Genomic DNA, 14,382 nt, shown 5'->3' on the forward strand with positions numbered 1-14,382 from the left:
AGAACCTGTAGGAGCGGCCCTGGTCGCGAACGGACTCGACAGCCTTCGCGGGCAAGCCCGCTCCCACACAAACTCCATCGCCAGCGCGAGACTGCCAAAATGACCATGCCAGAAACCGCACCGCTTATCTCCAGCCAACTGAAGCTGGATGCCCACTGGATGCCGTTTTCCGCCAACCGCAACTTCAAGCGTGATCCGCGGATCATCGTCGGCGCCGACGACAACTTCTTTATTGATGAAAGGGGCCGGCGCATCTTTGACAGCCTGTCCGGGCTGTGGACCTGCGGTGCCGGGCACAATCGCAAGGAGATCCAGGAAGCCGTGGCCAAACAGCTGGGCACCCTGGATTACTCGCCGGCCTTCCAGTACGGCCATCCGCTGTCGTTTCAGCTGGCTGAGAAAATCACCGAGCTGACCCCCGAAGGGCTGGACCATGTGTTCTTCACCGACTCCGGTTCCGAGTGTGCCGATACTGCGGTGAAAATGGCGCGTGCCTACTGGCGCCTGAAGGGCCAGCCAAGCAAGACCAAATTCATCGGTCGCGCCCGTGGCTACCATGGCGTGAATATCGCCGGCACCAGCCTCGGCGGCATCAATGGCAACCGCAAGATGTTCGGCCAGATGATGGATGCCGATCACCTGCCACATACCCTGCAGTCGCACCTGGCCTATACCAGAGGGATGGCTGCGACCGGCGGCGTCGAGCTGGCCAACGAACTGCTCAAGCTGATCGAACTGCATGACGCATCGAACATCGCCGCGGTGATCGTCGAGCCGATGGCCGGTTCGGCCGGCGTGCTGGTCCCGCCGCAGGGCTATCTGCAGCGCCTGCGCGAAATCTGTACGCAGCACAGCATCCTGCTGATCTTCGATGAAGTGATCACCGCCTTCGGCCGTATGGGCAAGTGGACCGGTGCCGAATACTTCGGCGTCACTCCGGACATCATGAACACCGCCAAGCAGGTCACCAACGGGGCCATTCCGATGGGTGCGGTGATCGCCTCCAGCGAGATCTACACCACCTTCATGAACCAGGCCATGCCCGAGCACATGGCCGAGTTCGGTCACGGTTACACCTACTCGGCCCACCCGGTAGCCTGCGCCGCCGGTCTGGCAAGTCTTGAATTGCTCAAGCGCGACAACCTGCTCGAGCAGTCCGCGGCACTGGCACCGGTATTTGAAGAAAAACTGCACGGCCTGAAAGGCAGCAAACATGTGCTGGACATCCGCAACTGCGGCCTGGCCGGCGCCATCCAGATCAACCCGCGCGATGGCGACGGGGTGATCCGCCCGTTCGAAGCAGGCATGAAGTTGTGGCAAGCCGGCTTCTACGTACGCTTCGGCGGCGACACCCTGCAGTTTGGCCCGACCTTCAACACCAGGCCCGAGCAGCTGGACACGCTGTTCAATGCGGTCGGTGAAACGCTGAACAGCCTCGACTAACGATCAAGTTTCTTCTGCAGGAGCGGGCTTGCCCGCGAACAGCTTCGCGGGCAAGCCCGCTCCTACAGGCATCGATGGTTCCCTCGCTCCGCGTGGGAACCCGTTGCGGGACGAGACGCTTGACCCAGAATTCAATTGATAGAGAGAAGCCCATGACTAGCATCGCCCACCTGATCAACGGCGAAACCGTTTCCACCAATGGCCGCACCGCCCAGGTCTTCAATCCCTCCATCGGCGCCGCCGTGCGTGAAGTCGAACTGGCCGATCGCGCCACCATGCAACTGGCCATCGATGCCGCCAAGGCCGCGTACCCGGCCTGGCGCAACACACCACCGGCCAAGCGTGCGCAGGTGATGTTCCGCTTCAAGCAGTTGCTGGAAGAGAACAAGGACAAGATCGTTGCGCTGATCAGCGAAGAGCACGGCAAGACCCTCGAAGACGCCCACGGTGAACTGCTGCGCGGTATCGAAAACGTCGAGTTCGCCTGCGCCGCCCCCGAGCTGCTCAAGGGCGAATACAGCCGCAACGCCGGCCCGGCCATCGACAGCTGGAGCGACTTCCAGCCGCTGGGCGTGGTCGCCGGCATCACCCCGTTCAACTTCCCGGCCATGGTGCCGTTGTGGATGTACCCGCTGGCCATCGTCTGCGGCAACTGCTTCATCCTCAAGCCGTCCGAGCGTGACCCGAGTTCGACCCTGCTGATCGCCAGTCTGCTGCTGGAAGCCGGTCTGCCCAGGGGCGTGATGAACGTGGTCAACGGTGACAAGGACGCGGTGGATGCGCTGATCGAGGCGCCCGAAGTAAAGGCCCTGAGCTTCGTCGGCTCCACGCCGATTGCCGAATACATCTACAGCGAAGGCACCAGGCGCGGCAAGCGCGTGCAGGCTCTGGGCGGCGCGAAAAACCATGCGGTGATCCTGCCCGATGCGGATATGGACAACACGGTGAATGCCCTGATGGGCGCCGCTTATGGCTCCTGCGGCGAGCGCTGCATGGCGATCTCGGTAGCGGTCTGCGTGGGTGACCAGGTGGCCGACACCCTGATTGCCAAGCTGACACCGAAGATCAAGGCACTGAAAATCGGTGCCGGTACTTCCGCCGGTCTGGACATGGGCCCACTGGTGACCCGTGCCCATTGCGACAAGGTGCGTGGCTACGTGGATGCCGGGGTGGCCGAAGGCGCCGAGCTGGTGGTCGATGGTCGCGGTCTGTCGGTAGCCGGCAACGAAAACGGCTACTTCCTCGGTGGCTGCCTGTTTGACCGGGTGACTCCGCAGATGAGCATCTATACCGATGAAATCTTCGGCCCGGTGCTGGTCATCGTGCGCGTCAACAGCCTGGAAGAAGCCATGCAGCTGATCAACGAGCACGAGTACGGCAACGGCACCTGCATCTTCACCCGTGACGGTGAAGCGGCGCGGCTGTTCTGTGACGAGATCGAAGTGGGCATGGTCGGCGTCAACGTGCCGCTGCCGGTACCGGTCAGCTACCACAGCTTCGGCGGCTGGAAGCGTTCGCTGTTCGGCGACCTGCATGCCTACGGTCCGGACGGTGTGCGTTTCTACACCAAGCGCAAGACCATCACCCAGCGCTGGCCGCAGCGCGCCAGCCATGAGGCGGCGCAGTTTGCCTTCCCCAGTAACAGCTGAGTAATACCCCCGGGGCTGGTCGCAAGATCAGCCCCTTTTTTTGCTGCAAGGCCCGGCTTGCGGGATGACTGGCGCACAGCGCTACCCGTCAGCCATGCGCTTGCACAGTACAACCAGCCGCGCGGGCGCGGCATTGGTGCAGTGCCCGGCCTGGCCGGTTACGGCACCCCTTGGGTGAGCGGGTTCACGCTTGATGTGAGCCGCAAGCCCGCTCTCCCAAGGGCAGCCCACTTCAACTACTTGTGAAGAGGACTTGCTATGACAAAACCCCTGATTGGCCTGCCGTTATGCCGCTGGCAACTGACTGACCGTGACATTGGCTGGTTTCACCTGGTCGGTGAAAAGTACATCAGCGCAGTCACCGGCTACGGCGCTTTTCCGCTGATGATTCCGGCCTTCGGCGATCAGCTGGATCTGGATTTCGTGCTGGATAGCGTCTCCGGCATCATGTTCGGCGGCTCACTGTCCAATCTGCACCCGAGCTTTTACAACGATGATCATCCCGGTCTGGGGCTGGCCGACAAACCGCGGGATGCCACGGTGCTGCGGCTGATGCGTGCCTGTATCGAGCGCGGTATTCCCCTGCTCGGTATCTGCCGGGGCGTGCAGGAAATGAACGTACTGTTCGGCGGCACCCTGCACCGCGAAGTGCATGCCGTACCCGGCCGGCTGGATCACCGCGAAGTCAAGGACGTGCCGGATGACGTGGCCTACGGGCCGATGCACAACGTCACCCTGACCGAGGGCGGACTGCTGCACCGGCTACTGGGTGAACGCGAGGTGGCGGTCAACTCGCTGCACGGGCAGGGCATTGATCGCCTGGGCGAGGGCCTGCAGGTCGAGGCCGTGGCCGAAGACGGGCAGATCGAAGCACTCAGCGTGAGCGACGCCAAAGCCTTTGCCGTGGGCGTGCAATGGCATCCGGAATATCGCTACTGGGAAAACCCGCAGTACCACACGCTGCTGCAGGCGTTTCATGATGCAGCGCAGGCGTATCAGGCGCAGAAGCAAGCCTGAATCGTTGCAGCAAAACCGGGAGCCCGTCGAGCGACGGGTTCTGGTTGTCGGTCGGCAGTGCGGTTCAGACCTTCTTCACAAACTCCGATTTCAGCTTCATCGCGCCGATACCATCGATCTTGCAGTCGATGTCGTGGTCGCCGTCGCACAGGCGGATACCCTTGACCTTGGTGCCGACCTTGACCACCAGTGACGAGCCCTTGACCTTGAGGTCCTTGATCACGCTGATGGTGTCGCCGTCCTGCAGCACGTTGCCGACCGCGTCGCGGATCACCTTGGCGTCCTCTGTCGCGTTGCCGGATTCCGTGGCAGACCACTCGTGGGCGCATTCCGGGCAGATCAGCAGGCCGGCGTCTTCGTAGGTGAATTCGGACTGGCATTTGGGGCAGGGTGGCAAAGTACTCACGGTAGATCCTCGGTGTTGGCCATTCTGGTCGGCCGCTGGGTGGAAAAGGCTTTTGTGCTTCGGCGCGGGTGTTGTTCAGCTACGCAGGCGCAGGGTCAGACCCTTGAGAAAGTTGCGCAGCAACTGGTCGCCGCACAGGCGGTAATTGTGATGCCCGGCCTTGCGGAACAGTGCGCTGAGTTCCGGCTTGGATACCGGGAAGTCGGCAGCCTGCAGAGTCTCGTGCAGGTCGTCTTCCTTGAGTTCGAAGGCCACGCGCAGCTTTTTCAGCACGATATTGTTGGTCATCGGCAGTTCGATGGCCGGTGCCGGACGGCTGTCATCACGGCCTCGGCGCAAGATCACCAGACCATCGAGAACGTGTGCCAGAACTTCATCGCTGCACAGCGTGTAACCGTCCTCGTCTTCCTTCTTGAGAAAACTGCTGATGCTCTTGCTGCTGATTTCGAGACCGCCGAGAGCGGCAATTTCAGCGACTTTGGCGTCACTGATGTCGAGCATGAAGCGCAGGCTGCGCAGTACATCGTTATTGAGCATGGGATTCCCTGGTTACAGTGGCCACGGATGCGTAGCCGGTCATGAAAGTGGGTCAGAATTTTTCGCCGGCGGCCAGATAGCGCCAGTGGCCGGGATCCATCTTGCGCAGGGAGACGCCGCCGATTCGCAGGCGCTTCATGCTGATAATCGTCAGGCCAACGCTGGCGCACAGATTGGCGATCAGACCGGGAGCCGGGTTCTTTACCGCCAGGCGCAGGCGATTTTCGCTCTGCCAGCTGGCCTTGACCGGCGCCAGACTCTGGCCCTTGTACAGCTGGCCCTGATTCATCCGGTTGAGGCCGTGCGGCGCTATTTCACCGCTGACCTCGACCACATACTCCTGCTCCAGCTTGCCGGCATCGTCGGTCAGTTTGCGCAGGGTGCGCCAGTCCTGGGTAAATACCAGCAGGCCGCCGGCACCGCTCTGCAGTGGCAGGGCGCTGTCGAGTCGGGCGAAGTGGCCTTTCAGCGGGCGGGTACCTTCACGGTGTTCGCTGGACAGGCTGGCCGGACTGATCAGCTGCAGGGCCGTGTCGGGGTTTGCCGCCACGGGCAGGTTGAGCAGCAGGGTGACCGGGTCGGCCTTGCTCAGGTCGGCATCGGGCAGCAGCTCGACCTTTTCATCGAGCACCTTGAACTGCGGTTCCTCGACTACCGTGCCGTCTACCGTCACCCAGCCACCTTCAATGTACAGTTCGGCTTCGCGACGGGAGCAGCCGACCAGTTCGATCAGGCGTTTGGACAGGCGGATTGGGTCGGTCATGGCGTTTGCCGGGCAAAGTGGGGAGCGCATTGTACCTCCCCGTGCAGCCTCGTGGCGGCTTCAGGGACGGGCCGGTTGTGGCCAGTCCAGTTTGCCGCTGGCGGTGAAGCGCTCGGCGAACAAGCCGCCACCGAGCTTGCCGCGCAGTTCATAGCCGATTTCCTGACCAGGTTGCAGGGTGCTGGCGCCCATGGCCTGGCGCAATATCGAATAGGCCGAGATGGTCAGCGGTACCTTGATCAGGCTTTCGCCAAAGCGGGGCACCTGGCCTTTCTGGTCGCTGACGCCGGTGGCCAGTGGTTGATCGTTGATCTCCATCTCCAGCGCAATGCCGTCGTAATCGATGGCGCTGTCGTTCGGATTCTGCACGCGCAGGGTCAGATTGAAACGCATCTCCATGCCCTGGCCGGGCAATGGCTCGATACCGGCGACGTCGATATTCAGCGGGTCGCGGGAGCTCAGGCTGCTGCAGCCAGCCAGCAGCAACACAAGGCACAAGCCCGTAAGGTAGCGCAGAGAAATGCTGCTGGATGACATGCGGTAGCTCCATAAGGGCGTCGGCGGGTTCTGCTCAAACGGGCAGTTGCGTGAGGCTGGCCGGCAAGAACGGGGGACTGCACACAGCGTCGATCATTCATGCGGTCTATGCAACCGCTGCCGGCCGCTACGGGTGCTGCCCGGGCTAGATTTATTGCAGCGCATGACACGGATGCATGTAAAAAATATAGAACTATCGAGCGGATCGCTCTGCTTGAGGAAGCCGTTTTACAGGTAATCATGCGGGTGTATTGCCACTGGTGGTGAGCGCGGCTGTTTTATTTATTTGACATATTTTGCCCATTTGGCAGACTGCAGGTCGGCAAGCATTTGCCATGGGAATGCCGTGATTCGCAGTTTCAGGCTTTACTGCAGGTAGTGGCATTTCTTCAACCCGAAGGTGACAGGTTTCTGCCCGCATGCCGGTAACGGTCATGCGCGATCCTTCCGGCCGATTCGGGTACGTATGTATGAAGGTAGTCCGGTTGTCCGGACTTCCGGAAAAATAATGGCAGAGCCTGTCTGCCCTCCAAGGTGACGTATGTCCGACAACACTGCAAAAACCGCCAAGACCCGCCGCAAACCGGTAGTGCTTATGAGCATGGGTACCTATGAGCGCAACGGCCATCCCTATCAGGTGATGACCCACAAATACATCCTGCCGATTACCGATATTTCCGATTGCGTACCGGTGCTGGCACCTACCTGCTGTGGCATCGAAGACCTGGATGCCTATCTGGACCTGGCGGATGGTGTGTACCTGACCGGTGCCGGCTCGAACATCGATCCGGCCTTGTATGGTCAGGAAAACATGACGCCGAAAAAAGCCCAGGACAAGGATCGCGACAATTTTGATCTGCCGCTGATCCATGCCGCGATCAAGCGCGGCCTGCCGATTTTTGCGGTGTGCCGTGGCATGCAGGAAATGAACGTGGCGCTCGGCGGTGATATTTATCAGAAGGCCTACACCCAGCCGGGCTTCATGGATCACCGTGAAGACGGCGATGATGCAATCGAGATCCAGTACGGGGAAAGCCATGCGATCAACATGGTGCCGGGCACCTGGTTTGCCGATCTGCTCGGGCAGCCGTCGATCATGGTCAACTCGCTGCATGGCCAGGCACTGAAGAATCTCGGACGCGGGGTGGAGCCGCTGGCGCATGCACCTGACGGCCTGGTCGAGGCGATTCATCTGCCTGAAGTGCCGCAGTTCACCCTCGCGGTGCAATGGCATCCGGAATGGCAGGCTGCCGAGAACCCGTTTTCGGTAAAGATCTATAAGGCGTTCGGCGATGCCTGTCGCGCCAGAGCGGCACAGCACGACGAGTAAGTTCTGCGCCTGTTGTGTCCCCAAGGCCGCCATGTGCGGCCTTTTTCATGCCGGTCTGGCGGTGAATCGGTTTTGTCGCAGGTCGATCCGGCCACAATCGTCTGCTGCTGATGCGCGGCACAGCGGTGCTGTATACAGTTCGCAGACATCCGGCTGGCGGATCAAATTTACAGGGGCGAGGTGTCCAGGATGGAACATGTTGATGTGCTGATAGTCGGTGCCGGAATTTCCGGGATAGGCGCGGCGGTCCATCTGTGCAAGCACAGCCCGCAGCGCAGTTACCTGATCCTCGAAAGTCGCGCGGCCATCGGTGGCACCTGGGACCTGTTCCGCTATCCCGGCATCCGTTCCGACAGTGACATGTACACCCTGGGGTACAACTTCAAACCCTGGACGCAGGGCAAGGCGATCGCCGATGGCGCAGCGATTCTCGACTATCTCGACGAAACCATCAGTGAACATCAGCTGCGCGAGCGGCTGCGCCTGGAGCACAAGGTCTGTGCAGCCGCCTGGGATTCCACGACCGCGCGCTGGACACTGGAGGTGCAGCATGCCGGCAAAACCGTGCAGTTTTCCTGCAACTTTCTTTACATGTGCTCCGGCTACTACGACTTCAACGAAGGCTACACCCCGGAATTTCCCGGCCGCGAGCAATTTGCCGGGCAGTTCGTGCATCCGCAGCACTGGCCCGAAGGGCTGGATTACCGGGGCAAGCGGGTGGTGGTGATCGGCAGCGGCGCCACGGCCATGACGCTGGTGCCGAATCTGGCGCGCGAGGCACAGGAAGTGGTGATGCTGCAGCGTTCGCCAACCTATGTGGTGTCGCGCCCGGCGCAAGACCGGCTGGCCAACCGTCTGCGCCGCTACTTGCCGGCCATGCTGGCCTATCAGCTGATCCGCTGGCGCAATGTGTTGCTGCAGATGTTCTATTTCAACCTGGCACGCCTGCGTCCGGAAAAATTCAAAGAACGCCTGCTGGACATGCTGCGCAAGGAGCTGGGGGATGCTGAAGTGGAGAAGCACTTCACCCCGAATTACCGGCCCTGGCAGCAGCGTTTGTGTCTGGTGCCCGACAGTGACCTGTTCCAGGTACTGCGCTCCGGCAAGGCGCGCATGGTCACCGGGCCGATCGATAGCTTCACGCCGGAGGGCATTCGCCTGCAGTCCGGGGAGCAATTGGCGGCCGACATCATCGTCAGTGCCACCGGACTCAAGCTGTTGCTGCTCGGTGGCATGCAGGTGCGCGTCGACGGGCGTGAGGTCGATCTGGCCGATACCTTCGGCTACAAGGGCATGATGTTTTCCGGGGTGCCGAACCTGGCAGTGGCCTTTGGCTACACCAATGCGTCGTGGACGCTCAAGGCCGACCTCTCCGGCGAATACCTGTGCCGCCTGCTCAATCATATGCAGGCCAGCCACAAACCGATCGTCACGCCACAACTGGATGATCCGCACATGCAACCGCTGCCCTGGCTGGACTTCACCTCCGGTTATGTCATGCGCGCCCGCGACCGGCTGCCCAGGCAGGGCACGCGCCTGCCCTGGCGGCTGTATCAGAACTACATAAAAGATCTGCTGCTGTTCAGGTTCTCGAAACTGGACGACGGCGTGTTGCGCTTCAGCGAGCCAGTGGCGGCGCCGGCTACTCGACCAGCGCCACCGATTTGACCTGCGCCCAGGCTGACTGGCCGGCATGCAGGCCCAGGGCGTCAACGGCGCGCCAGGTCACCCGCGCCAGCAGGATGGATTCAGCGCAACGCAGGCGGAGCAAGGCCTGTGATGGGTGGTTGTCGGCACTGACCGATTCGATCACGCAGGGCAGATGATTCTGGATGCTGGTGCGGGTCGGTTCTTCGGTGGCAATGCTGACATCGCGCGCCATTACCCGCAGCCGCACTTTTTTCCCCAGCGGCACACCGCTGTCGCGCAACCACAGACTGCCACCGGCGAAACGCACGCAGGCCAGATGCCATTGCCGGTCGCGCTGACTGATCTGGCCCTCCAGCAGTGCCCCGGCGTCCTCGCCGTGAGCCAGGGGGCTGGCGCTGGCCGAGAGGACTTCGGCAACCGCGCCAGCAGCCTTGATCTGTCCGCGCTCCAGTACCACCAGCTGGTCGGCCAGGCGCGCGGCTTCATCGGCGGAGTGGGTGACGTAGAGCATGGGGATTTTCAGCTCGTCGCGCATTTTTTCCAGCCACGGCAGGATGTCCTGGCGGCGGCTGTAATCCAGCGCAGTCAGCGGTTCGTCGAGCAGCAGCAAGCGCGGGCTGGTGGCCAGGGCGCGGGCGATCGCCACCCGCTGCCGTTCGCCGCCGGACAGCTGGTGGCTGCGCCGCCGGAGCAGGCTGCCGATACCGAGCAGTTCGATCGCGTCCTGCAGTGCGCCAGTGGCTGCCGCTGACTGGTTGCGGCGCAGCCCGTAGTGCAGGTTGCCCTGCACATCAAGGTGCTCGAACAGGCTGGCTTCCTGGAACACGTAACCCAGCGGGCGGCGCCAGGTCGGCAGGAACAGACCGGCCTGATCGTCCTGCCAGACTTCGCCGTTGATCCGCACCAGGCTGTTGCTTGCTCGTTCCAGACCGGCAACGCAGCGCAGCAGGCTGGTTTTGCCGGAGCCGGAAGCACCGAACAGTACGCTGATGCCGTGGGCGGGGAGGGCCAGGTCCACCGCCAGTTCGAAGTCGGGACGTGCCAGGCTCAGCCTGATCCGGTTGAGGTGTTCGCTCATGGCATGACCCGCAGGTTGCGCCGGTTGAGCAGGCCCAGACCGAGCAATACGGCGAAGGAGAACAGCACCATGCTGCCGGCCAGCCAGTGGGCCTGGGTGTACTCCATGGCTTCGACGTAGCCGTAGATCTGGGTGGACACCACCTGGGTCTTGCCAGGGATATTGCCGCCGATCATCAACACCATGCCAAACTCGCCCACGGTATGCGCAAAGGTCAGAATGGCTGCGGTGATAAAGCCGGGCAGCGCCATCGGCAGCGCCACGCTGATAAACGCATCCAGTGGTCTGGCGCGCAAGGTGGCGGCGACCTCCATGGGGCGCCTGCCCAGTGCCTGAAACGCATGCTGCAGAGGTTGCACGGCAAACGGCAGGGAAAAGATCAGCGAGCCCACTAGCAGCCCGGAAAAGGTGAAAGACAGGATGCCCAGGCCCAGCGCCACGGTCAGCTGGCCCAGCGGGCCATGCGGGCCGAGTGCCACCAGCAGGTAAAAGCCGAGTACGGTCGGCGGCAGCACCAGCGGTAGCGCCACCAGTGCGCCCACCGGCGCGCGCCAGACCGAGCGGGTGTGGGCCAGCCACCAGGCCAGGGGCGTCGCGATAATCAGTAACAGCAGGGTGGTCAGGCTGGCCAGTTGCAGCGTTACCCAGACTGCCTGCAATGCCTCGGGGCTGAGCGGCATGGTGGTCAGAATCCGTATCCGTAGGACTGCATGATGCTGCGTGCCTTTTCCCCGCGCAAATAATCTGCCAGTGCCAGCGCTGCCGGATTGTCCGCGCCGGCCTTGAGGATCACTGCATCTTGCAACAGCGGGCTGTGCAGTTCGGCAGGCACGATCCAGGCCGAGCCCTCGCGGATCCGGCCGTCGGCAAATACCTGCGACAGCGCGACAAAGCCCAACGGCGCGTTGCCGCTGGCAACAAACTGGTAGGTCTGGGCAATGTTCTCGCCCTGCACGAATTTGCTCTGCAGTTGCTGCCGCAGACCGAGCTTGTCGAGTGTCTCTAGCGCGGCGGCACCGTAGGGTGCCAGTTTGGGGTCAGCCAGGGCGATGCGCGTAAACCGCTCCGAGCGCAACACGGCACCTTCGGCATCGACCAGTCCCGGCTCTGTGCTCCACAGCACCAGTTGGCCAATCGCGTAGGTGAAGCGCGTGCCGGCTACTGCCAGGCCTTCACGCTCAAGGCGCTCGGGAGTGGTCTGGTCGGCAGCCAGAAGTAGCTGGAAGGGGGCGCCATGGCGGATCTGCGCATAAAATTTGCCGGTCGCACCCGTGGAGAGCACGGCCTTGTGACCGGTGTCCTGCTCGAAAGCCGCAGCGATTTTTTGCATCGGTGCGCTGAAGTTCGCTGCCAGAGCGACGCTGACTTCCGCTGCATAAGTGCTGGAAGTAAAACAGAAGAGGCTGATCAACCCGGCCAGCAGTCGTCGCATAACGTGTTCCAAAATTCAGTTTCAGAAAGCACAAAGCCCCGGAGTACGGGGCTTTGTGCTGTTTTTGGTGGAGCCGGGGGGATTTGAACCCCCGTCCGCCAGTACTCCGCTGTCGGTTCTACATGCTTAGCCGTGTCTACTGAGTTAACCCTTGGCCGCCCGACGGGCAGGGTGCTTTGGGCGAGTTGTGTAATGTTTAGCCGCTTCGTCCACAACGTACTGCACGGCGATTCTGTTCTATCTGACAATCATTTCGGGTTTACAGACATCCCCTGATGATTGCTGGAGCCGAAGCTACCAGAAGTGGCACTTGGCTGCTTACGCAGCTAGTTGCGCACCGTAATTGTCGTCATTGGCAATTATGGATTTTGCAACAGTGGATTTACGAGTTCTGTTACCAACTCGGCATGCCCCTCGAGTTTCATCACCGGCGTCGAATCCTAATCGGCCCCAAAACTGTCGTGGTCGGTACTACGACCAGCAGTGTACGTTAAAGGTTCCCTGCAGTCGATCAGCTCGCGTTATCTGACTGGCGGTCAGTGGCGCATGGCGCGCGCGACTTCGCGGTCGGAATCGCGTTCCTTCTCGGTGTTGCGCTTGTCGTATTCCTTCTTGCCCTTGCCCAGACCGATCTCGCACTTGATCAGATGCTGCTTCCAGTAGATCGCCAGTGCTACGCAGGCAAAGCCTTTCTGCTGCACGGCGGTGGTTATCTTTTCCAGTTCGCGCTTGTTCAACAGCAGTTTGCGTGTGCGCAGCGGATCGGCGATGACATGGGTGCTGGCGGTGGTCAGCGGGGCGATGTGGCAGCCGATCAGCCAGGCTTCGCCATTTTTCAGCAGTACATAGCTGTCGACCAGCTGGGCTTTGCCAGCGCGCAGGCTTTTGACTTCCCAGCCAGCCAGAACCATACCTGCCTCGAACTTGTGCTCGATGAAGTAGTCGTGGCGGGCCTTCTTGTTTTGGGCAATGGTGCCCTGCGGGTGTTTCTTCTGCTTGCTCATAGGCGGCGCATTATAGGGGTTACGCTGCCGGCAGGCTATGCCGTAGCTTGCGCCTTGAGCGGGTTGCCTGAATACCGGACAATGCGCAGCTGGAAAACAGGTGCCGGCGCTGCAGGTGCTTGTTGCATGGAGAGGAACTGGCAGGATTATGACTACCCACATACAGCGTTCGGCGTTGTTGCCTTATCCGGCACAGGCGCTGTTTGATCTGGTCAATGATGTGCCGGCTTATCCGCAGTTCTTGCCCTGGTGTGCTGCTGGCGAGGTGCTGGAGCAGGATGACGAGCACATGCTGGCTGCGTTGACTGTTGCCAAGGGCAACGTGAGTCAGCGCTTTCTGACGAAAAACAACCTGCAACCGGGACGTCGCATCGAAATGAGCCTGCGCGAAGGGCCGTTCACCGATCTGCATGGTATCTGGGAGTTCAAGGCGCTCGGAGAAAAGGCCTGCAAGATCAGCCTCGACCTGACTTTCGAGTATGCCGGTCCGCTGGTCAAGGCAACGCTGGGGCCCTTGTTCACTCAGGCCGCCAATACGCTGGTCGATGCATTCTGTCAGAGGGCTAAGCAGCTCCATGGATAAGCGCAATATAGCGGTAGAGGTTGTATATGGCCTGCCAGACAAGCAGAAGCTGCTGAAGCTGAGTGTGCCGGCCGGAACAACAGTTCGCGAAGCGGCAATCCGTTCGGCAATGGACAGCTATTTTCCGGGGCTTGATCTGACGCAGAGCCCGCTGGGGATTTTTGGCAAGGCGGTAGCCAAGCCGGAGGAGCGCGTGCTTGAAGAGGGCGAGCGGGTGGAAATTTACCGGCCCTTGATTGCCGATCCCAAAGAAGTGCGCAAGCAGCGTGCGGCCAAGGCGGCCAAAGCCCGGCAAGAAACCCCGGCAGAGTGATGGCGAACCCACAAAAAAGCCCGGCGAGCCGGGCTTTTTTGTGGGAAGTGTTGGTTACTGGGGCGTTTCTTCGAGCGGTTCCGGTGTAGGAACTTCGATCACCTCGGTGGTGTCCACCTCGATTTGCAGCTGTTCCTCCAGCGAGCCAGGCTTGGCCTTTTCCTGCTGGGCGGGCTGTTCGACAGCTTTTTCATCAATGGTGGTGATGGTCGAGTCACTGAGGATCACCGCCTGGTCGCCCATGCCCGGCACAAAGTCACCGGAAAGCCCGGAAAGTTGTTCGGCATCACTGAAGAACAGGGTTTCCTGCTCTTGTAGGCGCTTCCCGCCTCCCGGCTGGATGGTATAGATGTAATCCCAGCGGTTGGGGTGGAAGGTGTCCTGAATCAGTGCTGTGCCCAGTGCAAAGTGGCTCTGGCTGCGACTCATGCCGGGGCGCAGCTTGTCGACCATGTCCTGGGTGACAATGTTGCCCTGTTGGATGTCGATTTTGTAAACGCAGCCGGCTAGAGCGGTCACGCCGATCAGGCTGATGAGGCTCAGCAGGCGTTTGGTGTTTTGCATCGGAGAGTGACTTCCACTATCTTGGCGGGAATTGAGAACCGATCATACCTGCATTAGACGGAGCTGCGAAGCAGCA

At 61.2% G+C, this 14,382-nt stretch carries 17 protein-coding genes and 1 other RNA gene; 7 read left to right on the top strand and 11 right to left on the bottom strand.

Annotation, left to right across the window (positions count from 1 at the left end; translation table 11 throughout):
* Positions 1 to 99 precede the first annotated feature (99 nt).
* From BLT89_RS02640 to BLT89_RS02650, 3 genes are all read left to right on the top strand, one after another.
* Positions 100 to 1,443, top strand: coding sequence for an aspartate aminotransferase family protein (locus BLT89_RS02640; protein WP_090192962.1), 1,344 nt, complete (start codon positions 100 to 102; stop codon positions 1,441 to 1,443).
* 152 nt (positions 1,444 to 1,595) lie between these two features.
* On the top strand, positions 1,596 to 3,092 hold the full coding sequence (locus tag BLT89_RS02645; RefSeq protein WP_090192963.1) for a CoA-acylating methylmalonate-semialdehyde dehydrogenase: 1,497 nt from the start codon (positions 1,596 to 1,598) through the stop codon (positions 3,090 to 3,092).
* A 258-nt stretch (positions 3,093 to 3,350) separates the two neighbouring features.
* Positions 3,351 to 4,109 carry a gamma-glutamyl-gamma-aminobutyrate hydrolase family protein gene (locus BLT89_RS02650; RefSeq protein ID WP_090192964.1) on the top strand — a complete coding sequence of 253 codons (759 nt, stop codon included), beginning with the start codon at positions 3,351 to 3,353 and terminating at the stop codon, positions 4,107 to 4,109.
* Positions 4,110 to 4,173: 64 nt separating this feature from the next.
* Here BLT89_RS02650 and BLT89_RS02655 read toward each other — a convergent pair whose 3' ends face one another.
* The 5 genes from BLT89_RS02655 to BLT89_RS17535 form a co-directional block, all read right to left on the bottom strand.
* The gene (locus BLT89_RS02655; RefSeq protein WP_090192965.1) at positions 4,174 to 4,515 is read right to left on the bottom strand and encodes a zinc ribbon domain-containing protein YjdM; all 342 of its coding nucleotides are present in this window, start codon (positions 4,513 to 4,515) and stop codon (positions 4,174 to 4,176) included.
* Positions 4,516 to 4,590: 75 nt separating this feature from the next.
* Positions 4,591 to 5,052 (bottom strand): YehS family protein, encoded by a 462-nt coding sequence (locus tag BLT89_RS02660; protein ID WP_090192966.1) that lies wholly within the window; start codon positions 5,050 to 5,052, stop codon positions 4,591 to 4,593.
* A gap of 52 nt (positions 5,053 to 5,104) precedes the next feature.
* The gene (locus BLT89_RS02665; RefSeq protein WP_090192967.1) at positions 5,105 to 5,815 is read right to left on the bottom strand and encodes an rRNA pseudouridine synthase; all 711 of its coding nucleotides are present in this window, start codon (positions 5,813 to 5,815) and stop codon (positions 5,105 to 5,107) included.
* Between the two features lie 60 nt (positions 5,816 to 5,875).
* On the bottom strand, positions 5,876 to 6,352 hold the full coding sequence (locus BLT89_RS02670; protein ID WP_090192968.1) for an LEA type 2 family protein: 477 nt from the start codon (positions 6,350 to 6,352) through the stop codon (positions 5,876 to 5,878).
* A gap of 238 nt (positions 6,353 to 6,590) precedes the next feature.
* Positions 6,591 to 6,788: a hypothetical protein gene (locus tag BLT89_RS17535; RefSeq protein ID WP_157718769.1), complete on the bottom strand. Its 198-nt coding sequence runs from the start codon at positions 6,786 to 6,788 to the stop codon at positions 6,591 to 6,593.
* A gap of 105 nt (positions 6,789 to 6,893) precedes the next feature.
* On the opposite strand from BLT89_RS17535, the gene BLT89_RS02675 reads away from it, so the two are divergent.
* Together BLT89_RS02675 and BLT89_RS02680 are read left to right on the top strand one after the other, a co-directional pair.
* Positions 6,894 to 7,682, top strand: a complete 789-nt coding sequence (locus tag BLT89_RS02675; RefSeq protein ID WP_090192969.1) for a gamma-glutamyl-gamma-aminobutyrate hydrolase family protein — start codon at positions 6,894 to 6,896, stop codon at positions 7,680 to 7,682.
* Between the two features lie 189 nt (positions 7,683 to 7,871).
* Positions 7,872 to 9,350, top strand: coding sequence for a flavin-containing monooxygenase (locus tag BLT89_RS02680; protein ID WP_090192970.1), 1,479 nt, complete (start codon positions 7,872 to 7,874; stop codon positions 9,348 to 9,350).
* On the opposite strand, the gene modC is transcribed toward BLT89_RS02680, so the two are convergent.
* The 5 genes from modC to smpB form a co-directional block, all read right to left on the bottom strand.
* Positions 9,325 to 10,410, bottom strand: a complete 1,086-nt coding sequence (gene modC / locus BLT89_RS02685; protein ID WP_090192971.1) for a molybdenum ABC transporter ATP-binding protein — start codon at positions 10,408 to 10,410, stop codon at positions 9,325 to 9,327. The genes BLT89_RS02680 and modC overlap by 26 nt on opposite strands.
* Positions 10,407 to 11,090: a molybdate ABC transporter permease subunit gene (modB, locus tag BLT89_RS02690; protein WP_090192972.1), complete on the bottom strand. Its 684-nt coding sequence runs from the start codon at positions 11,088 to 11,090 to the stop codon at positions 10,407 to 10,409. The genes modC and modB overlap by 4 nt, the downstream gene beginning before the upstream one ends.
* Positions 11,091 to 11,095: 5 nt before the next feature.
* A complete protein-coding gene (modA, locus tag BLT89_RS02695; protein ID WP_090192973.1) occupies positions 11,096 to 11,842 on the bottom strand; it encodes a molybdate ABC transporter substrate-binding protein in 747 nt (248 codons plus the stop codon).
* A gap of 65 nt (positions 11,843 to 11,907) precedes the next feature.
* Positions 11,908 to 12,294, bottom strand: a transfer-messenger RNA (tmRNA) gene (gene ssrA, locus BLT89_RS02700).
* An 84-nt stretch (positions 12,295 to 12,378) separates the two neighbouring features.
* The gene (smpB, locus tag BLT89_RS02705; protein ID WP_090192974.1) at positions 12,379 to 12,846 is read right to left on the bottom strand and encodes an SsrA-binding protein SmpB; all 468 of its coding nucleotides are present in this window, start codon (positions 12,844 to 12,846) and stop codon (positions 12,379 to 12,381) included.
* 148 nt (positions 12,847 to 12,994) lie between these two features.
* Between smpB and BLT89_RS02710 the strand changes: the two genes are divergently transcribed.
* Positions 12,995 to 13,429, top strand: a complete 435-nt coding sequence (locus BLT89_RS02710) for a type II toxin-antitoxin system RatA family toxin (protein WP_090192975.1) — start codon at positions 12,995 to 12,997, stop codon at positions 13,427 to 13,429.
* A complete protein-coding gene (locus BLT89_RS02715) occupies positions 13,422 to 13,742 on the top strand; it encodes an RnfH family protein (protein ID WP_090192976.1) in 321 nt (106 codons plus the stop codon). The genes BLT89_RS02710 and BLT89_RS02715 overlap by 8 nt, the downstream gene beginning before the upstream one ends.
* A 54-nt stretch (positions 13,743 to 13,796) precedes the next feature.
* Here the strand turns inward: BLT89_RS02715 and BLT89_RS02720 are convergent, their stop codons facing one another.
* Positions 13,797 to 14,306: an outer membrane protein assembly factor BamE gene (locus BLT89_RS02720; RefSeq protein ID WP_090192977.1), complete on the bottom strand. Its 510-nt coding sequence runs from the start codon at positions 14,304 to 14,306 to the stop codon at positions 13,797 to 13,799.
* Positions 14,307 to 14,382 lie beyond the last annotated feature (76 nt).

The sequence above is a fragment of the Pseudomonas pohangensis genome (genome assembly GCF_900105995.1).
In the GTDB taxonomy this organism is placed as follows: domain Bacteria; phylum Pseudomonadota; class Gammaproteobacteria; order Pseudomonadales; family Pseudomonadaceae; genus Aquipseudomonas; species Aquipseudomonas pohangensis.